Source organism: Marinobacter confluentis, assembly GCF_004785685.1.
Classification (GTDB): domain Bacteria; phylum Pseudomonadota; class Gammaproteobacteria; order Pseudomonadales; family Oleiphilaceae; genus Marinobacter; species Marinobacter confluentis.
In genome coordinates this window covers 54,915-72,689 of sequence record NZ_SRPF01000007.1, presented here as the reverse complement: position 1 = coordinate 72,689, position 17,775 = coordinate 54,915, and the positions used below count along the sequence as shown (strand labels likewise).

18 protein-coding genes are annotated in these 17,775 nt (G+C 58.6%); 4 read left to right on the top strand and 14 right to left on the bottom strand.

The window, feature by feature from the left end; all coding sequences use genetic code 11:
- Window positions 1–138 precede the first annotated feature (138 nt).
- Entirely contained in the window at window positions 139–579 is a 441-nt protein-coding gene (locus E5Q11_RS16605; RefSeq protein WP_135804573.1) for a YqaA family protein, read from the top strand.
- Here the strand turns inward: E5Q11_RS16605 and E5Q11_RS16600 are convergent.
- The 12 genes from E5Q11_RS16600 to E5Q11_RS16545 all read right to left on the bottom strand — a co-directional run bounded on the left by E5Q11_RS16600 (window position 549) and on the right by E5Q11_RS16545 (window position 12,010).
- Window positions 549–1,964 carry an ABC1 kinase family protein gene (locus tag E5Q11_RS16600; RefSeq protein ID WP_135804572.1) on the bottom strand — a complete coding sequence of 472 codons (1,416 nt, stop codon included), beginning with the start codon at window positions 1,962–1,964 and terminating at the stop codon, window positions 549–551. The two genes, E5Q11_RS16605 and E5Q11_RS16600, sit on opposite strands and share 31 nt — an antisense overlap.
- A 126-nt stretch (window positions 1,965–2,090) precedes the next feature.
- Complete coding sequence (lipB, locus tag E5Q11_RS16595; RefSeq protein ID WP_135804571.1) at window positions 2,091–2,729, bottom strand: lipoyl(octanoyl) transferase LipB; 639 nt, start codon at window positions 2,727–2,729, stop codon at window positions 2,091–2,093.
- A gap of 4 nt (window positions 2,730–2,733) precedes the next feature.
- Window positions 2,734–3,003: an HP0495 family protein gene (locus tag E5Q11_RS16590; RefSeq protein ID WP_135804570.1), complete on the bottom strand. Its 270-nt coding sequence runs from the start codon at window positions 3,001–3,003 to the stop codon at window positions 2,734–2,736.
- Between the two features lie 21 nt (window positions 3,004–3,024).
- Window positions 3,025–4,200 carry a D-alanyl-D-alanine carboxypeptidase family protein gene (locus E5Q11_RS16585; protein WP_135804569.1) on the bottom strand — a complete coding sequence of 392 codons (1,176 nt, stop codon included), beginning with the start codon at window positions 4,198–4,200 and terminating at the stop codon, window positions 3,025–3,027.
- Between the two features lie 57 nt (window positions 4,201–4,257).
- A complete protein-coding gene (locus tag E5Q11_RS16580) occupies window positions 4,258–5,109 on the bottom strand; it encodes a septal ring lytic transglycosylase RlpA family protein (protein ID WP_191964489.1) in 852 nt (283 codons plus the stop codon).
- A gap of 15 nt (window positions 5,110–5,124) precedes the next feature.
- Window positions 5,125–6,135 (bottom strand): lytic murein transglycosylase B, encoded by a 1,011-nt coding sequence (mltB, locus tag E5Q11_RS16575; RefSeq protein WP_225315070.1) that lies wholly within the window; start codon window positions 6,133–6,135, stop codon window positions 5,125–5,127.
- Window positions 6,136–6,159: 24 nt separating this feature from the next.
- Entirely contained in the window at window positions 6,160–7,305 is a 1,146-nt protein-coding gene (gene rodA, locus E5Q11_RS16570; protein WP_135804567.1) for a rod shape-determining protein RodA, read from the bottom strand.
- Complete coding sequence (mrdA, locus tag E5Q11_RS16565; protein WP_135804566.1) at window positions 7,305–9,194, bottom strand: penicillin-binding protein 2; 1,890 nt, start codon at window positions 9,192–9,194, stop codon at window positions 7,305–7,307. The genes rodA and mrdA overlap by 1 nt, the downstream gene beginning before the upstream one ends.
- Window positions 9,195–9,202: 8 nt before the next feature.
- Window positions 9,203–9,673 carry a 23S rRNA (pseudouridine(1915)-N(3))-methyltransferase RlmH gene (rlmH, locus tag E5Q11_RS16560; protein WP_135804565.1) on the bottom strand — a complete coding sequence of 157 codons (471 nt, stop codon included), beginning with the start codon at window positions 9,671–9,673 and terminating at the stop codon, window positions 9,203–9,205.
- A 2-nt stretch (window positions 9,674–9,675) separates the two neighbouring features.
- Window positions 9,676–10,026: a ribosome silencing factor gene (gene rsfS / locus E5Q11_RS16555; RefSeq protein ID WP_135804564.1), complete on the bottom strand. Its 351-nt coding sequence runs from the start codon at window positions 10,024–10,026 to the stop codon at window positions 9,676–9,678.
- Between the two features lie 88 nt (window positions 10,027–10,114).
- Window positions 10,115–10,747 (bottom strand): nicotinate-nucleotide adenylyltransferase, encoded by a 633-nt coding sequence (gene nadD / locus E5Q11_RS16550; RefSeq protein ID WP_135804563.1) that lies wholly within the window; start codon window positions 10,745–10,747, stop codon window positions 10,115–10,117.
- A gap of 6 nt (window positions 10,748–10,753) precedes the next feature.
- Window positions 10,754–12,010 carry a glutamate-5-semialdehyde dehydrogenase gene (locus E5Q11_RS16545; protein ID WP_135804562.1) on the bottom strand — a complete coding sequence of 419 codons (1,257 nt, stop codon included), beginning with the start codon at window positions 12,008–12,010 and terminating at the stop codon, window positions 10,754–10,756.
- A 146-nt stretch (window positions 12,011–12,156) separates the two neighbouring features.
- On the opposite strand from E5Q11_RS16545, the gene E5Q11_RS16540 reads away from it, so the two are divergent.
- Genes E5Q11_RS16540 through E5Q11_RS16530 form a run of 3 tightly spaced genes read left to right on the top strand, consistent with a single transcriptional unit; the run spans window position 12,157 to window position 15,622 of the window.
- Window positions 12,157–13,167, top strand: coding sequence for a GGDEF domain-containing protein (locus tag E5Q11_RS16540; RefSeq protein WP_404802778.1), 1,011 nt, complete (start codon window positions 12,157–12,159; stop codon window positions 13,165–13,167).
- The gene (locus tag E5Q11_RS16535; RefSeq protein WP_135804560.1) at window positions 13,164–14,177 is read left to right on the top strand and encodes a GGDEF domain-containing protein; all 1,014 of its coding nucleotides are present in this window, start codon (window positions 13,164–13,166) and stop codon (window positions 14,175–14,177) included. Before E5Q11_RS16540 ends, E5Q11_RS16535 begins: the two co-directional genes overlap by 4 nt.
- Window positions 14,174–15,622, top strand: a complete 1,449-nt coding sequence (locus E5Q11_RS16530; protein WP_135804559.1) for a bifunctional DedA family/phosphatase PAP2 family protein — start codon at window positions 14,174–14,176, stop codon at window positions 15,620–15,622. Before E5Q11_RS16535 ends, E5Q11_RS16530 begins: the two co-directional genes overlap by 4 nt.
- 12 nt (window positions 15,623–15,634) lie before the next feature.
- Here E5Q11_RS16530 and E5Q11_RS16525 read toward each other — a convergent pair whose 3' ends face one another.
- Both E5Q11_RS16525 and E5Q11_RS16520 read right to left on the bottom strand, forming a co-directional pair.
- Complete coding sequence (locus E5Q11_RS16525; protein WP_135804558.1) at window positions 15,635–16,216, bottom strand: LON peptidase substrate-binding domain-containing protein; 582 nt, start codon at window positions 16,214–16,216, stop codon at window positions 15,635–15,637.
- 56 nt (window positions 16,217–16,272) lie between these two features.
- Window positions 16,273–17,529, bottom strand: coding sequence for an HDOD domain-containing protein (locus E5Q11_RS16520; RefSeq protein WP_135804557.1), 1,257 nt, complete (start codon window positions 17,527–17,529; stop codon window positions 16,273–16,275).
- Window positions 17,530–17,775 lie beyond the last annotated feature (246 nt).

The following is a 17,775-nucleotide window of genomic DNA, read 5'->3' as shown; positions in this document are numbered from 1 at the left end:
AAATGAAATTAAGGGGCTGAATGATACTGATAGCAGCAGTTGATGCAGCCATTAGGCTATTGGTTGCACACCACTTCCGCCGTCCGGTAGCCTGTCGTCTCTTCGCGGGTAAGCTGCAGCCAGATTCGGGATCAACCATTGGCCTACATCACTCTTTTCTTCACGGCACTGGCGGCAGCCACCCTGTTACCGGCCTATTCCGAAATTCTGGTTGGGGGCATGGTCACCCAGGGCTATTCGCTCTGGGGCATCTGGCTCTGGGCGACCGCCGGCAATACCATTGGCTCGGTTATCAATGGGGTTATCGGCAGGCAGGTTGACCGGTTCAAACACAAACGCTGGTTTCCGGTGTCAGACGCGCAGCTTGAAAAGGCCCGTAACCGGTTCAACCGTTATGGTCAGTGGTCACTGTTGCTGGGCTGGCTGCCCATTGGCGGCGACGCACTGACCCTGGTGGGCGGCATCATGCGCGTACCCTGGCTGAACTTCGTGGTGCTGGTGGCTATTGGCAAAGGGCTGCGCTACGCCTTCGTCATCTGGGCGGTGCTTCAGGCCTCCGGCACCCCGGGGTCGCCGTAAAGGTATTCCTTGAGCAGCGGCTCGCCGTTGAACTCTGCGTTCAGCACCGCGATAAAGGTGTAAACACCGATCAACTTGCGGTTCAGGAACACAAACTCCTTTGGTGGTACCTTGAAATAACGGCTGATGGCCGAGCGCGCTGCCTGACGGGCGACCCGCGAAGGCAGGTCACTCTGCTTCCATCGATATTCGCCTTTGCTGTTCACCGCATAGTCAGGCCATTCCTGCTGATTCGGCGAGAGCGGCTCCAACACCGACATACAGACCGAGCCAAACTTGTCCAGCACCTCCGAAGGCCAGTCCCTGCTCATGAAATTGAGTCGGATGCCACCGTCAACCACGTCGTTCAGGTCACCCTCATAGGAGGCCCGGATCATCTGGATCACCGGGTCGAGGAATTGGGGCGAGTAAGACTGCACTGCGCCGAAATCCAGCAGCACGATCTGGTCGTGATCGCTGTCGGTGCCAGTCTCGCCGGCAATGCGGATACGGTAGTTGCCAAAGTTGGGGTCAGTCTGGATTTCACCCCAGACAAACAGTTCCCGGAAAAACAGCTCAAGCGCCGCCTGGCCCAACGCACTCCGGCGCTCCAGTGAAAGCTCACGGACCGCCGGGGAGCTTACCGAGTGTCCGCATTCAAAGGTCGACGCAATCACATGGGCGGTACAGTATTCCTGCAACACCCGGGGCACCACGAAGCGCGGATCCTGGCCCAGCATCAGCCGGAACTTCTCTGTCGTCTCAGCCTCCAGCCGGTAGTCCACTTCCCGGTGCATCATGGCCCGCACCTCTTCCAGCCAGTCCCTGAATTCCGGGCCAAAGGACACCAACCGGGCGATTTTCAACAGGTGAGCGACTGAGTTGAGGTCGCTGTCGACCGCTTCATCTACCCCGGGATACTGCACTTTCAGCACCAGCTCCAGCCCGTCGGATTTGCGCCTGGCCCTGTGTACCTGCCCCAGGGAGGCGGCGCCGATGGGCTCTGGATCCACGTCCAGCTCCGCCAGTCGGTCTGCACCCAGCTCGTCTTTCAATACCCGCTCAATAGCGGACCATTCCAGCGATGTGGTCTGATCTTCCAGGGTGTGAAGAGCTTCCGTCACTTCCTCCGGCAGAAAATGCTCACCGTAAAGCGCCATGACCTGGCCAATCTTCACCACGCTGCCCTTAAGCCTGCCAAGCTCCTCCACCAGCATCTGCGCCTGGCTGGACATCATGGCCCGATGACGGGCTTCACGATTTTCCTTACCGCCAAACCAGTTGGTTGCCATATGAGAAGCCACGCGGGTACCCGCGAAAAGCCCCGCTTTGGTCAGCGATAGCCTGCGTTCGAAACTCCCGGTTTTAATGCGCGCAACCGAGTTACCTTTACGATTGGATGCCATCTGAATCCTGTTCGGGCCTGACGAATTTCGGGGTCTGACCCCGCTAGCTCATTATACGGATCAAACCAGGCTACGACCTTACCGATGCGTTACCTCGGGGATGGCAGGTCTCACAATGCCGAGCATTTACCAGCCAGCGACCCGCGACACGGCCTGAGCGCCAAGCCCTGTCTGCAGGGAACTGGTCAACATGGCACTGATATCAGCCAGATCAACGTCGGGAACATAATCCCTCACCTGGCACATGGGCATATCCGCGTAGCCGCAGGGGTTAATACGGGCAAAAGGCTCCATATCCATATCCACATTCAGTGCCAGCCCGTGAAAGCTGCAACCCCGCCTGACCCGCAGGCCGAGGGAGGCAATCTTTGCCCCATTCACATAAACGCCCGGGGCGTCTGAACGGGGCGCGGCCTCGATCCCAACGCCGGCAAGACATTGCACGATAGCCTGTTCAATAGCTGTTACCAGGTCACGGACACCCATTTTCCTGCGCGTCAGATCCAGCAACAGATAAACCACCAGTTGCCCGGGCCCGTGATAGGTCACCTGGCCGCCCCGGTCTACCTGAATCACCGGTATGTCTCCCGGAGCCAGAATATGTTCGGCTTTGCCAGCCTGGCCCTGGGTATACACCCGCGGGTGCTCCAGAAACCAGAGCTCATCCGTGGTTGTCGGCCCGCGGTCAGCGGTAAATGCTTTCATCGCCTCCCAGGTTTCGGGATAGGGCTGCGTGCCCAGAGCACGGATGATCAGGTCCGCCATCCGGTCAGAGCACCATGTGAACGCGGCCGCTGGCCTTCAGATCGGCAAATAGTGCCTTGAGCTGTGGCTCGCCGGTACACCAGATGGTCAGATTTACAGAGGCAAAACGTCCGCCACTGCTGTCTTTCACGGTCACTTTGTTTTCATCGACACCGGGGGCGTGGCCTTCCACTACGGAAACAACGAACTCGACAAAATCGGGCGCTGAATCCCCAATTACCTTGATCAGGTAATCGCAGGGAAATTCAATTTTCGGCGCTTTCGGATCACTCATTGAATCTGACTCCCACAACGGCTACTCAAACAGTTGTACAAAGAAAAGCTTGATGGCATCCCAGATGCGCTTGAAAAATCCACCTTCGGGCACGTCGCTGAGTGCCAATACCGGCTGGTCAACCACGGTCTCACCGTCAAGGGTGACTTTGACTCGGCCAAGCTCATCGCCAACCGACACCGGTGCCTTGATCACGGTATCCAGTTCAATGACCGATTCCAGCGAGTCTCGGGACCCTCTCGGGATGGTCACGTGAACATCTTCAAGAATACCCACCGAAAGCTGGTCGCTCTGGCCGCCCCAGACCTTGGCTTCCAGAAGCTCCTGGCCGTTACTGAAAAGGCGCTCGGTCTGGTAGTAGCGGAAACCGTAGTTCAGCATTTTCTGGACTTCCTGGGCCCGGGCAGCCGTGCTGCTGGCCCCCATAACCACCGCGATCAGGCGGGTGTCGTTGCGTTTGGCCGACGCCACCAGGCAATAGCCGGCTTCTTCGGTATGCCCGGTTTTCAGGCCATCAACGCTGTCGTCCCGCCACAGCAGACTGTTCCGGTTTGGCTGGCGAATGTTGTTGTACGTAAAATGTTTCTCCGCGTAGAGCGGGTAGTTTTCCGGATAGTCATTGATGATTGCCCGGGCCAACAGCGCCAGATCCCTCGCAGTAGAGAAGTGATCCGGCGCCGGCAAGCCAGTGGCGTTGGCAAAGCTGGTTTCATTCATTCCCAATAGTTCAGCCTGCTGGTTCATGATGTCCACAAAGGCGCCTTCGCTGCCTGCCACGAACTCGGCAAGCGCCACGGAAGCATCATTGCCGGATTGGATGATCACGCCCCGCAGAAGGTCCTCAACGGAGACCTCGGTCCCCTCCTGGACAAAGGTTCTGGAACCTTCCGTGCGCCACGCGTTTACGCTGATGGGCACCATATCGGACATGGAGATCCGGCCTTCATCCAGCTCACGCTCGACAATATAGGCTGTCATCATCTTGGTCAGGCTGGCCGGCGGTAAACGCTCATGGCTGTTGTCTTCCATGATCACCCGACCGGAAAGCGGATCCATCAGCACGTAGGAACTGCCCGCTATCTGTGGTGGTGAGGGAATCAGCACCGATTGGGCAGAGGCTGTTGCCACTGGCAGCGCTGTCAGAGCCAGAAAAGCGACAATGGCGCAAAGAGGTCCGAAGAAAAGTCTGGAAAGCATGATAGAAAACATGTTGGTAGATGCCATGGGTCCGTTCAGTATTAAGTGAGTGTCGGTTTATCGGTTGTCGGTCAGCAGAATCGAATCATCAAATCCCTGAGCCTGTAACGATGTCTGTGCCTCGAGAGCTTCGCCCTCGCTGTTGAATGGCCCGGCCTGAACACGATGAAACCGGCCCGAAGCAGTGACAACTTCTCTCACACGCATGGGGGCTTCCACAAGCCTTCTGGCCCGATCAAGCAGGGTCTGTGCAGGATGACGCTGACTGAAAGAGCCAAGCTGGACAAACAGCGCCCGGTTTTCGCCCGCCGATTCGCCGCCAGATACGGGACTTGGCTGCTCACCGAAGGGCCGGCCGGCCAGGGTCATGGAGCCATCCGGCCTGACGGTAATCGCCGCCACCTCGACCCGGGCGGTTCCGCTGCCGAGGTAACCCAGTTTTTTCGCGGCCGCATAGGACAGGTCAATCAGCCGGTCGCCATGAAAGGGCCCGCGGTCGTTCACTCGCACAACCACCGATCGGCCGTTATCAAGGTTGGTCACCCTGGCATAGCTCGGGATTCGCAGACTCTTGTGGGCCGCCGACATAGCGTACATGTCGAAGGTTTCACCGTTGGACGTCTTGTGGCCGTGGAACTTTTCACCATACCAGCTGGCGGTGCCCCGTTTCACGTAGTTCTCATTGGAGCCAAGCACGTTGTAGGACTTGCCCCAGACCGTATAGGTCGACATGTTGCCGGCGGACCGTGGCGGCTCATAACGGGGCGTGGCGTCTGCCAGGCCGGAAACATCGAAGTTGCCCTCAGGGGCACGATCCTGATCAATGGTGTAACGGGACGAATGATCAGGGGGTGACGTACCGCACCCGGATAATAGCAGCGCAGCCACCAGGACCGCTGAGAAGACCATTCTGTTCACGAATAACTACCCGTCTGTCTGCTGTTCATCACGTTCGCCACCCGCTTTCAACGCCTCTGAAAGCTGATGGACCGCCATCGCGTACAAGTGACTGTGATTGTAGCGGGTTATCACGTAAAAGTTACGGTATGTGAGCCAAACTTCATGATTGCTCTCGGCTTTCAGGCGCAGGGCTCTTGCTGGCAGCGCATCACTGACCGAGTCGGGCACCGGTAACCCGGCCTTACGGTAATCGGCAACGTTCAGGCTGGGTTTGAGTCCGCTGGTCAGCAATCGCGAATCCGCTGGCAAGTCCTGACTCAACCGGTCAGCAACAGGCTCCCCGGCTCGCCAGTGATGCTCGCTGAAATAATTGGCAACGCTGCCAATAGCGTCGACGGGATTGGTCAGGATGTCGGCAACGCCGTCCTGATCAAAATCCACCGCGTAATGGCGGTAACTGCTGGATATGAACTGGCCGTAACCCATGGCACCGGCGTAGGAGCCTTTCAGCGCCAGGGGGTCCAGGCCCTGCTCACGGGTCATCAGCAGGAACTGCTCCAGCTCGCTGCGAAAAAACCGGCTGCGCGGCGGGTAATCAAACGCCAGCGTTGCCAGGGCATCCAGAACCCGGTAATTGCCAAGATAACGCCCGTACCAGGTTTCCACGCCAATAATCGCGGCAATGATCTCCGGCGGTACCCCATACTCCTGCTCTGCCCGGGCCAGAGCATCGGCATGGCTGGCCATGAATTCCTGGCCCTGGGCAATCCGCTCCGGGCGGATAAAAATCTTCCGGTAACTGTGCCATTCCATGGTCTTCTCGGCGGGGCGGCTGATCGAATCCAGAATGGCCTGCTTGCGCTGGGCGTCGCTCAGCAGACGCTCTACCCGGCCAGCCTCAAATCCATAATCTTCAACCATTGTTCTGATAAAAGCCTGGCCCTCGGGCGATGCCTGATAATCCGCGGCCCCGGCTATGGCCGGCAATGTCAGGCCACAAAGACAAAGACTCCAGGCTTTCAGTAACTTTCCCACGGAAACTCCTTTTGAAATACAGGCTCAGGCGCTGATCATCCGCCTGTGGGTGTGAATGGACATCAGAACCCCGAAGGCGGCCATCAGGGTGACGCTGGAAGTGCCGCCGTAGCTGATCAACGGCAGCGGCACACCCACCACCGGCAGCAGGCCACTGACCATACCGACGTTGACAAAAATGTAGATGAAGAAGGTCATGGTCAGCGCCCCCGCCAGCAAACGGCTGAACGAGTCCTGGGCCATGGCCGAAATGTACAGGCACCGCAGAATAATAAGCAGATACAGCACCAGCAGGGAGACCATACCCACAAAACCGAATTCCTCTGCCAGCACTGCGACGATAAAGTCTGTGTGGCTTTCCGGCAGGAATTCCAGATGGGACTGGGTGCCCTGAAGCCAGCCCTTGCCGTCGACCCCACCCGAACCTATGGCGGTTTTTGACTGGATAATATTCCAGCCAGCGCCCAGGGGGTCGCTCTGGGGGTCAAGCAGTGTCAGTACACGCTGCTTCTGGTAATCCCGCATCACGAAGAACCACATCAGCGGTGCTGACACCGACACAAGGCCAAAAAAGGCGCCGATCAGTTTCCAGCTCATGCCCGCGAAAAAAATCACGAAGATACCGGCAGCGCCTACCAGCAAGGAGGTGCCCAGATCCGGCTGAAGAATGATCATGGCCATGGGCAGGATGACAATCAGGAAGGATACGGCCACGTATCGCAGGCGAGGAGGCAGAAAGCGGCGCGACAGGTACCAGGCGGCCATCATCGGTACCACCAGTTTCATCAGTTCCGAAGGCTGGAAGCGTGGCAGCCCGGGGATCGCCAGCCAGCGCTGGGCACCCTTGGCACCCACGCCAAACAGCAGCACGGCTATCAGCCCCATCACACCCGCAAGATACAGCCAGGGCGCCCAGCGCCTGAATACCGAAGGATCAAGCTGGGCGAAAACCAGCATCACCACCAGCGCGACACCCATGCGAATGCCCTGCGCCTCCACGACCGCCATGTTTCGGTCAGCACCACTGAACAGTACGAAAAGGCCTGCCGCGATCAACACAAGCAGCAGAAGCAGCAGAATTGGATCGATATGCAGTACTGACCAGAAGTTTCTTCCCGGGCCGCCCAGGGATTCGTTTTCAGACTGATCAAATATCCTGCCGATGGCCATCAGTTCTCCGCTCCTGTTCCGGCGGCTACGACAGATCCGGTTTTGTCCGAGTATTCCAGGAGCCAGGCATCGAACATGGCCCGCGCCACGGGGGCGGCGGTGCCACTTCCACTACCACCGTTTTCGACGATGACGGCAACGGCGATCTGAGGGTTATCTACCGGGGCAAACCCGACAAAAAGTGCGTGGTCACGAAGACGCTCACGAACCTCTTCCTCATCATACTCTTCGTCTTCCGCCAGGCTGAAAACCTGCGCAGTACCGGTCTTGCCAGCCATACGGTATGGCGCACCGCGGCCGGCGCTTCTCGCCGTCCCCTTGGCACCGTGCATCACTTCAGCCATGGCTTCAACAGCAAATTCCCAGGTATCCGGGTCTTTCAGTTCAATGGACTGATGGGTTGCCTGGGGCAGCACATCTTCGACAGAGCGGTCACCACTGACTCCTTTCAGAAGCCGGGGTTCAGCCCAGGAGCCACGGTTCGCCAGTACCGACGTTGCGGTTGCCAGCTGCAAGGGTGTGGCCAACATGAAACCCTGGCCAATGCCCAGGTTGACAGAGTCACCCGGATACCAGGGCTCGTTGTAAACCGCACGTTTCCAGTCACGGGATGGCAGAAGCCCACTCAGGGCACCGGACACGTCCAGAGTGGCATCCTCACCGAAACCGAACTGGGACAGGTATTGATGAATGGTATCCACCCCCATGTCGATTGCCATCTCGTAAAAATAGATGTCGCACGACTGAGCCACAGAATCCTTGAGATCCACCCAGCCGTGACCGCTACGTTTCCAGTCACGCCAGCGACGACCACCGGATTTTAGCTGGAAATAGCCCGGATCCCAGATGGTTTTGTCCCGCGTTGTCGCCTCGCTATCCAGGCCGGCCACCGCCAGCATGGGCTTGAGGGTTGAGCCTGGCGGGTATTGCCCACGCAGAGCACGGTTGAACAGCGGCTTGTCCAGACTGTCCCGGAGTTCGCCATAGGCTTCTGCGCCTATCCCGGTAACAAATAGATTAGCGTCGAACCCGGGCACGCTAGCCAGAGCCAGAATACCGCCGGTCGAGGGTTCTATGGCAATGACCGCACCGCGCCTGCCGTCCAGCAGCTCATGCGCCAGCTTCTGCATCCGCAGGTCCATATGAAGCTCAATGTCTTCACCGGGCACCGGATTCTGGCGTTCAAGTACTCGCAGGGTCCGCCCACGAGCGTTGGTTTCAACGTGTTGATAGCCGACCTGGCCGTGCAACAGTTCTTCATAAAAACGTTCGACGCCGGATTTACCGATGTAGTTGGTACCGGCGTAATTGACCGGGTCGATCCGTTGCAGTTCCTGGCGATTGATGCGGCCAACATAGCCAAGAGCGTGGGCGGTCAGTTCACTGTGTGGATAGTATCGAACCAGTTCAGCGGCGACTTCTACTCCGGGAAGTTCGTGCCGGTGCACTGCCAGCCGGGCAATTTCCTGCTCATTCAGGTCGTATCTCAGTGGCAATGCCTGGAAAGGTCGGCGGCGTTCCTGCAGCCTTCGCTGGAAACGCTCCATATCTTCGTCCGAGACTTCAATCAGGCCGGACAACTTGGCCAACGCATCCTCCATTTTGCCCACCCGCTCGGGGACAAGAGTGACACTGAATACCGGCCGGTTCTCCGCTAGCAGCACGCCGTTGCGATCATAGACAAGGCCCCGGGGCGGGGCCACGGACTGGACCTGAACCCGGTTCTTGTCAGACAGCGTGGTATAGATGTCGTGCTCGACAATTTGCAGCTGGTACATGCGGGCGATCAGTATACCCAACAGAGCCAGAACCAGAACGAGCATAACCGTTGCCCGTCTCTGGAACAGACGCCTTTCAGCCGCAGTGTCTTTGAATTCGCCCCAGGGCATGAGGTTTCCTAGGCCCGGTGATACGGGTGGTTTCGGGTGACTGTCCAAGCACGATAGAGCTGTTCGGCGAGGAGGATACGAACCAGCGGATGGGGCAGCGTCAGGTCCGAAAGCGACCAGAGCTGATCAGCCCTCTGGCGACAGGCATCATCCAGCCCATCCGGCCCGCCAACCAGGAAACAGATATCCTGGCCGTGTTGCTGCCAGCCCTCAAGCTGACTGGCCAGCTTCTCGGTTGACCAGCTTCGACCGCCGACTTCCAGCGCAATCACACGGTCTTTTGCACCAACCGCCGCAAGGATGGCCTCACCCTCGCGTTTCATCAACCGTGCAATGTCCGCATTCTTGCCGCGGTGGGCCATGGGAATTTCAGTCAGTTCAAGCGCAAGCTCTGGCGGCATACGGCGGGCATAATCACTGAAACCCTGGCTGACCCAATCAGGCATTTTCTGCCCGACACAGATCAGTTTCAGGCGCATACCTATTCGCTTCCTGCCACACCCAGGTTCGGGGCATCGCGCCAGAGACGTTCAAGGTCATAGAATTCCCGTGTGGCAGGCATCATCAGGTGCACGACTACGTCCCCCAGGTCCACCAGAATCCAGTCACTGACGCCCGCGCCTTCGACGTTTCCGGCCCGTACGCCCTGCTCTCTCGCTTCAGAGACAACCGAATCTGCCAGTGATTTAACGTGTCGGTTGGAGGTTCCCGAGGCCAGCACCATGTAATCCGTCACACTGGTTCGATCCCTCACGTCGATAACGCTTACGTCCTGCGCCTTGATGTTCTCAAGCGCATTCACCACCAGTTCTTTCAGTTGCTCTGCCTGCATAATCACCCTGTAAATTATGAAATGGCCCGGTGGGCCACATCAACCATCGTTTTGAGACGGCATTGTATCACTAAAAGTTCCTGCCCGGTCACGCCCGATACAGCCCCAGCTCTGCGATTCTGCGCCATACCGAATCCGGCGTCAGATACCTGGGAGAGCGACCATCGGCAATGCGCTCACGAATCCCCGTGGCGGAAATTGCCATAAGAGGCAACTCCAGCGCCAGTATCCGACCGTTCGGTGCCTGGTGCAAATCGCTCTCTGAGTCTGCTGCACGTGCTGACATCAGCGCCGCCGGAGTGCTTCCCGTAACGATCTCAGCGCCTGGGCGCATGACCACGATGATGTGGGCCAGATCAGGAATAACCTGCCATTCCCGCCAGCGGTCAAATCCGGCAAAAGAGTCACTACCCACAACCATAGTCAAGGGTTCAGCGGGACCAACTTCCTGACGAATCTGACGCAGGGTGTCTGCTGTGTAGGAGGCGCCGTTGCGGCCCAGTTCCCGGTCGTCAATCACCAGTCCGGGCTCGTCAGCGATCGCCAGACGCAAAAGCTCAAGGCGCCGCTCGCTGGAAGCCCCGGGGGACTCCCTATGCGGCGGTATATGGCAGGGCAGCAAAGCAACTTCAGGGACTCCAAGGCGTTCTTTCACCTCCACTGCCAGGCGCAAATGGCCATGGTGAATGGGATCAAAGGTGCCGCCGTAGATTACCTTCATAAAACCTCAGGAACGGACATGACCATCACCGAATACCACGTACTTCTGCGAGGTCAGACCTTCCAGACCGACAGGGCCGCGGGCATGGATCTTGTCGGTGGAGATACCGATTTCGGCGCCCAGGCCATACTCAAAACCGTCAGCAAAACGGGTTGAGGCATTCACCATCACCGAAGCGGAATCCACTTCAGTCAGGAAACGGCGCGCCCGGGTATAGTTCTCCGTCACAATGCTGTCCGTGTGCTGAGAGCTGTAGCGGTTGATGTGCTCGATGGCACCGTCCACACCATCCACAACCCTGACCGCCAGCACCGGCGCGAGGTACTCCTGATGCCAGTCCTGCTCGGTTGCCGCAACCAGGTCCGGCAGAACCGCCAGGGTCCGGGAGCAGCCTCGCAGCTCTACGCCCTTGGCCTGGAATGCGTCAGCCAGAAGCGGTAGCAGGTCATCGGCCACCTCCTCATCCACCAGCAGAGTTTCCATGGTGTTGCAGGTGCCGTAGCGCTGGGTTTTCGAGTTGATAGCAACGGCCAGTGCCTTTTCCGGATCGGCGTGGCTATCGATATAGACATGGCAGACGCCATCCAGATGCTTGATCACCGGCACTCGGGCGTCGCGGCTGATGCGCTCGATCAGGCCCTTGCCACCACGAGGTACGATCACATCGACAAAACGCGGCATGGTGATCAGCTCGCCAACCGCCGCTCGATCTGTGGTCTTGATCACCTGTACCGCGGTCTCCGGCAGGCCGGCTTCGGCCAGGCCGCGGGCCAGACAAGCCGCTATAGCCTGGTTGGATTCGATGGCTTCCGAGCCGCCACGCAAAATGGTGGCGTTGCCGGATTTCAGACACAGGCTTGCAGCTTCAACGGTGACGTTGGGACGGGATTCGTAGATGATGCCGATAACACCCAGGGGCACCCGCATACGACCGACCTGAATACCGGAAGGGCGATAGGTCATATTGGTAATCTCACCAATCGGATCAGGCAGGGTCGCGACCTGGCGCAGGCCTTCGATCATGCTATCGATGCGGGCGGGCGTCAGTTCCAGCCGGTCCAGCATGGCCGGGTCCAGGCCATTCGACCTGCCCCGTTCAAGATCAATGGCATTGGCGGTCGCCAACTGGTCACGAGCGCTTTCCAGCGCCTCCGCGGTTGCCAGCAGCGCCCGGTTACGAACCGCCGTCGTCGAGCGGGCGACCGCTGCCGCCGCCTGGCGCGCCTGCTGGCCGACATCCGCCATATAAGCTGCAATATCCATCAAATTACCTTCTTTCCCGTTTCATGTACCCATCCCAACAGACTATTATACCCGCCTGACACATACTAAAGCCCATGCGTGAAATCTGCGTGTGCTTTATGCTGACAAACACGGACGCCCTGTAGAGGACGGAGACCATGGCCCAGATGGCCGAAAATTTTCTGCTAAGCAGACTGTCGCGAGCAGGATTCGTTCTACTCATTGCCATCGCAATTTTCGCCGCCACCCAGGGCGAATACCTCACGCTCACTGCCGCGCTTTTCGCCGCCGCCATTGTTCTCACCAGCAGTGCTTTCAATGCTTACCGGTCCGAGGCGCCCTGGCCCACCGTTCACAGAATTGCCTTTACCGGCCTTGCCATCCTGCTGCTCATCAGTCTCTGGCTTGGCCCATGGGGCCTTGTGCACTGGCTGTACGTTGTACCACTGATCGCCTTTGCATTGTTGCCACTGGTCTGGGCAACCGCTGTCACCACACTCTGCGTTATCCTGGCGATGGTGGCCGTTTCCGCGCTGGCGGGTATGCCTGAACGCCACCAGATGATCAGCGCTTTCCTGATGACCACGGTATTGTCCTGTCTGCTGGTGTTCCTGCGGGAATACAAATCCCGCCAGCTTGCACCACTTCGCCGGACCGATGAGCTGACCCAGGCCGCCAGCCGCGAATACCTGACCGCAGACCTGCACAAGGAAATCCAGCGCAGCGAACGCGAAGGAACCGATATGTCAGTGATCATGATTGGCCTGGACACCCACCTGAGCGACAGTGATCCCGACGCGGATATACGCTCCATTCTGCCACGTATAGGGCGCTACCTGCACTCTCAGCTACGGGATTTTGACACCTATTATCGGGTAGCCGACCTGCAGTTCCTGATTATCCTGCCCGGCATTCCCACCGCCGATGCAGCCGCCCTGGCAGAAACCATCCGCCGGGGCCTTAAATCGCTGCTCAGTTCCCATCAGCTGGGGCTGACTGTAAGTGCCGGAATTGCCGGGCTGAACATTGGTGACGATGCCGATAGCCTGCAGAACTCTGTGGCCAATGCCCTAAGGCGGGCACAGCAGCAGGGTGGTGACCGGGCCCAGGCCTACAGCGCCTGGAACCAGACCCGCAACGCCAACCCTGGTGGTCGTTCAGGAGGGTCGGGATCGTGACGGAAACACGCCTCAGAACCCACACCCACCTCGCCGGCTATACCCTCGCCACCCTGTTCATCGCCAGCCTGGCGATGCAGAACCTGCGTTACGGATTCTATGATCTGTTTTTTCTTGCCGCGGCAATGACACTGTTGACCCTTGGCGGCGCTGGCTACACCCTGATATCGCGTCGGCATCAACTCTCGGCCAGGGGGCATCTTTTTATTCTGGCGGCGCTGAACAGCAGCCTGGTGGCAGCCATGTTTGCGCTGTCACCGCCGGGCATCAGTCATTGGGTCATGCCGCTGGTGGTGTTCAATCTGCTGATTCTGCCTCTGCGCCAGGGACTGGCGCTATCCTTGTCGCTGCTGGTTGCTCTGAGCGTGTTTCTTCTGGCCGCCGAAGGCGCGATCGAATCGGTGACCATCACCGCCGGTGTGTTTGCCCTAATCAGTGTATCCGCACTGTACATCTGGCATTACGACCATATGGCCCAGTCAGCGGAGGACCTGGCCATTACCGACCCGGTGACCGGTGCCCACAACGCGCGCTTTCTGGACGAAACCCTGCAGAAGGAAATCAGCCGCGCCATTGCAATGGGCCACTGCCTGTCGGTTATTACGCTGGCAGTCGATTACGCCGATGAGATGGAAGATCTGCATGGCAAAGACGGCATGCAGCAATTGCTGAAACATCTGACCCAGCACCTGTTTGGCGTCATCCGAGCCGGGGACACTCTCTACACCCTTGAAAACGGCCAGTTCTATCTGATCCTGCCATTCACACCGGAAGAAGGCGTAAGGGTGATCGCCGAACGCATCAGGCGCACCATTGCCGAAGAGCGATGGCCGGAGGTTGGAAAGGTTACCGTCAGCCTGGGTTGCACTACCCGCGCCAGTGCAGACAAACGAACGCCTGACCTGCACCGACGAGTCAGGGCTGCACTCCATGAAGCTCAAAAACGCGGGGCGGATTCCGCCTGGTATTCCAAGGAAGATCAGAGCAGAGCCAACGCGGTCGAGTCATGAGCGCTGACGATTTCCAGGCGCTGACCGACTGGCTTGCGTTGCACCCCCACTGGCTGGCCTTCGCGCTTTTCCTCACGGCTTTTCTGGAGTCCCTGGCACTGGCCGGTATCGTGATTCCGGGTGTTGCCATTCTGTTCGCAATGTCCGCCATGGCCGGTCAGACCGCCATGCCGCTGATGGCGGCCCTGTTGTGGTCCGGTGCCGGGGCGGTACTCGGTGACGGCCTGAGCTTTGCACTCGGTAGGCTTTTTCAGGGCAGGCTCGACCGACTCTGGCCACTGAACCGCTACCCGGAGGTGATCAGCAAGGGTGAGCAGTTTTTCAGAAGTCACGGCGGCAAGAGCGTCATCATCGGCCGCTTCGTGGGGCCGGTCAGACCCATTATTCCTCTGATTGCGGGGGCGCTAATGATGCCCTGGCGCCGTTTTCTGGCGTTCAATCTGTCATCGGCCGTGGGCTGGGCGCCGGTGTATATTCTGCCCGGCTATCTGGTGGGAAGCGCCATGGCCAGCGAGATCAAACCGCCACCTCACTTTTATCCTGTGGTCGCGGTCAGCCTGCTGATCCTGACCGCGGTATACCTGCTGTTTATCCGGTTTCAACTGGGGCTGGGCCGGAATAGCCGCCTCTATGCCTGGCTGTCGGACAAAATGGCGTCCTACCAGGCGACCCATCGTTTCTGGCAACTGTATTCGAGCCAACGACCGGACCACGCCGGGGAATTCCCCTTGCCGTCGCTGATGCTGGGCTTCGCCAGCCTGGCGCTGTTCCTGATCGTGTCGCAACTGACGCTGGCCACCGACCTGCTGACCCCCTATGACCGGCTGGCGGCCGACTGGCTGGCACAGCTGCGACATCCTCTGCCGGATGGCCTGATGGTTGGCATCACCCTCCTGGGCGACCTTGCCGTGCTGTTGTCTGCGGCCGTTCTGGCGGTGATGGTGATGGTATTCCGGGGTTTCTACGCCGCCGGGATTCACCTGGCGGCAGCCGCCCTACTGACGTCACTGATGGTCTGGCTGCTCAAGGACGCAACCGCCATTGCAAGGCCGGAACTGGTTCTGCAACCGCCCTCATCAGAAGCCTACCCCAGTGGCCACGCGACTGGTGTCTCCGTTCTTTGCGCCCTGATGGCCAGTTTTATCGCCCGGGAAATCCGCCCCGGCAGACGCTGGCAGTACTACCTGCTGTTCAGCGTGCCCATTGTGATGATTGCTATCAGCCGCGCCTATCTGGGTGTGCACTGGATGACCGATATAATCGCAGGGGTTTTACTGGGGCTGGCCGTCACCGGGTTTATCAGAGCCAGTTTCAGCCGTTTCGACAATCGACCAATCACTCTGGACGCTTCGTTGATCGCTGCCGCCATAGTCTGGGGAGTTTTCTGTGTTGGCTACGTTGTTCAACAGTGGCCACAGGCTATGGCGCAGTACGCGCCAGGCTGACGGTGAAATGAATCAGCCGTTTTCCTCAAGTGCTTCCAGCAGGTCATTCAGGCGATCCAGGCGCTCGAGCGGGTCCTGAAGCTCTACCAGGCGCTGTTTTTCCTGTTTATCCAGGGGCAGCAGTTCAGTCAGGCGCCAGCCCACGGCCCGGGCGTCGTCGTAGTCCACTTCCATGCCCAGATCACGAATGACCGGATGGCGGAACAGGGCTTTCAGCACTGATGGCAATTCGGCGTAACGCTCAGGAATCATCAGCACATCCTCGGCCAGCAGACATTCCACGTCACCCACGTTGAGGCCGTCTTCCTGCTGCCAGGACCTTACTACCGACACCTTGCTCTGGCCTTCCACGGTAATCCCCAGCAGGCCACTTTCCAGCTGTTTGAAATCAATGATGCGAACGTAGGTACCGATATCGTAGAAAGCCGCAACCTTGCCGGTTTCCACGCCTTCACGCAGCAGCACAACCACGAAGCCCCGATCTTCCTTCATACACCGGGTCAACATGTCGAGGTAGCGAGGCTCAAAAAGCTGCAGGGGAATCCTGCCGCCGGGCAACACCACAGAGTTCAGCGGAAATAGCGGTACATTCATGATTGGAACAGTTTCCAAGTATTACACTCCGAGAGACCGGCTACCTTGCCACAGTTTCAGTGAATTGACAGTAAACGATGCACTTCGTCCACCCGGGCCCTGGCTTCAGTCAGCAGCTGCAGACTGCGGGAGGCATTGAGCTCTAGTTCACCCAGCCTGCGATAGGCCGGCACCTGATCAAAAGGCGGCAGGTCTGAATTCTGGCTGTCCCCAATCATGGAATGAAGCTGGGCCACAATCACGATGTCCGCAAGCTGAGGTTCAGGTTCGCTGCTTTCCCAGGACCAGTTTTCAGCCTGTCGAACGGCGTCCAGAAAAGCGGCCGGGAAGGCCCAGTTTTCGAGAACCGCGGTCCCCACGTCGCCACGCAGCTCGGCAATCGCATGTTCCAGGTTAGACTGATCCGCAAACAGGTTTACGTGATGCTCGGCCTGAACCAGAATCGGCACCACGCCGATGTCGTGCAGCAGGCCCGCTAGCAAAGCCTCTTCCGGATCAATGGACGTTGCGCTGTCTGCCAGAACCCAGCAGAGTGCGGCTACCTCCCGGGAATGCCGCCACAACCGGTCCATCTCTTTCTGCAGGGATGGTCGTTTGGAACGAAATACCTCTCTCATTGAGAAAACCGTGACCAGTTGCCGGGTGGTGCGCATGCCAAGACGCACCACGGCCTCCCGCACGTTCCGGACATCGGTAAAACCCCGGTAAAGGGGGCTGTTACAGGCCCGCACCAGTTTCGCAGCCATCGCCGGATCGGCCGACACCGCGTTGGCGACCTGCTCTGCGGCGGTATCCTCGCGATCCACCAGACGGCGCACTTTCCAGGCAACATCCGGTACGCTGGGTAGCGTCAGCTGATTGGACCGCAGTTCCGCATAGAACTCCATCAGCAGGTAATGCTCCTCACTTTCTGCCTCGCCGGACGACTCCCCGGAATGCATTTCAACCTGCTGAACCGGTGCCGAACGCAAAAGCTGGGTCAACATATCCTGCCGGATCACCAGAAACTCCGAAGGCTTGACCGCCGTCACGGTGTACATTCTGGGTTGCAGCCGGGCAATGGGGTTCACCGCCTGTTCTGACCCGGCCTCAATCAGGAACTTGCGCCCATCTGCCGATGCCAGTTCGACCTGGCCAGAGACCAGAAAAAAGTCCATACCGTCACGGATACCGCGTTCGATAATGCGCTGACCGGGGCCATGACGGCGCCGTTCAGCCCTGTTCGCCAACAACACTAACTGGTCGTCCGTCAGCCGGCCAAGCGGTTGAAACTCTCGCAAACGACGCAAGGGCAGGCTTTCCTGGCCGGCCATAGGCTTCTCCCCTGATCTGTTAATCAAAAAGTCTGTAACACATTGTAAGCGCGGATTCTTAAAACAACCATTCGAACCTGATTGAATCAGGGAATCTTTTCGGCCTTAAAAAAAGCATCTCACATCAATCAAGGAGACCGGGGAACAGCTGTTTCTGAAAGCAGGAGGCCAGATTATAGAGAGCGCCTGATGCTATTACGAAGACGAAGACGCCAGCGTTCGCGCCGGGTGCCGCAACTGTGCAAA

Excerpts from the sequence above, each read along its gene's own strand:
- E5Q11_RS16600 (WP_135804572.1), bottom strand. The coding sequence starts at position 1,964 with ATGGCATCCAATCGTAAAGGTAACTCGGTTGCGCGCATTAAAACCGGG.
- lipB (WP_135804571.1), bottom strand. The coding sequence starts at position 2,729 with ATGGCGGACCTGATCATCCGTGCTCTGGGCACGCAGCCCTATCCCGAA.
- E5Q11_RS16590 (WP_135804570.1), bottom strand. The coding sequence starts at position 3,003 with ATGAGTGATCCGAAAGCGCCGAAAATTGAATTTCCCTGCGATTACCTG.
- E5Q11_RS16585 (WP_135804569.1), bottom strand. The coding sequence starts at position 4,200 with ATGCTTTCCAGACTTTTCTTCGGACCTCTTTGCGCCATTGTCGCTTTT.
- E5Q11_RS16580 (WP_191964489.1), bottom strand. The coding sequence starts at position 5,109 with ATGGTCTTCTCAGCGGTCCTGGTGGCTGCGCTGCTATTATCCGGGTGC.
- rodA (WP_135804567.1), bottom strand. The coding sequence starts at position 7,305 with ATGGCCATCGGCAGGATATTTGATCAGTCTGAAAACGAATCCCTGGGC.
- mrdA (WP_135804566.1), bottom strand. The coding sequence starts at position 9,194 with ATGCCCTGGGGCGAATTCAAAGACACTGCGGCTGAAAGGCGTCTGTTC.
- rlmH (WP_135804565.1), bottom strand. The coding sequence starts at position 9,673 with ATGCGCCTGAAACTGATCTGTGTCGGGCAGAAAATGCCTGATTGGGTC.
- rsfS (WP_135804564.1), bottom strand. The coding sequence starts at position 10,026 with ATGCAGGCAGAGCAACTGAAAGAACTGGTGGTGAATGCGCTTGAGAAC.
- nadD (WP_135804563.1), bottom strand. The coding sequence starts at position 10,747 with ATGAAGGTAATCTACGGCGGCACCTTTGATCCCATTCACCATGGCCAT.
- E5Q11_RS16545 (WP_135804562.1), bottom strand. The coding sequence starts at position 12,010 with ATGGATATTGCAGCTTATATGGCGGATGTCGGCCAGCAGGCGCGCCAG.
- E5Q11_RS16540 (WP_404802778.1), top strand. The coding sequence starts at position 12,157 with ATGGCCGAAAATTTTCTGCTAAGCAGACTGTCGCGAGCAGGATTCGTT.
- E5Q11_RS16530 (WP_135804559.1), top strand. The coding sequence starts at position 14,174 with ATGAGCGCTGACGATTTCCAGGCGCTGACCGACTGGCTTGCGTTGCAC.
- E5Q11_RS16525 (WP_135804558.1), bottom strand. The coding sequence starts at position 16,216 with ATGAATGTACCGCTATTTCCGCTGAACTCTGTGGTGTTGCCCGGCGGC.
- E5Q11_RS16520 (WP_135804557.1), bottom strand. The coding sequence starts at position 17,529 with ATGGCCGGCCAGGAAAGCCTGCCCTTGCGTCGTTTGCGAGAGTTTCAA.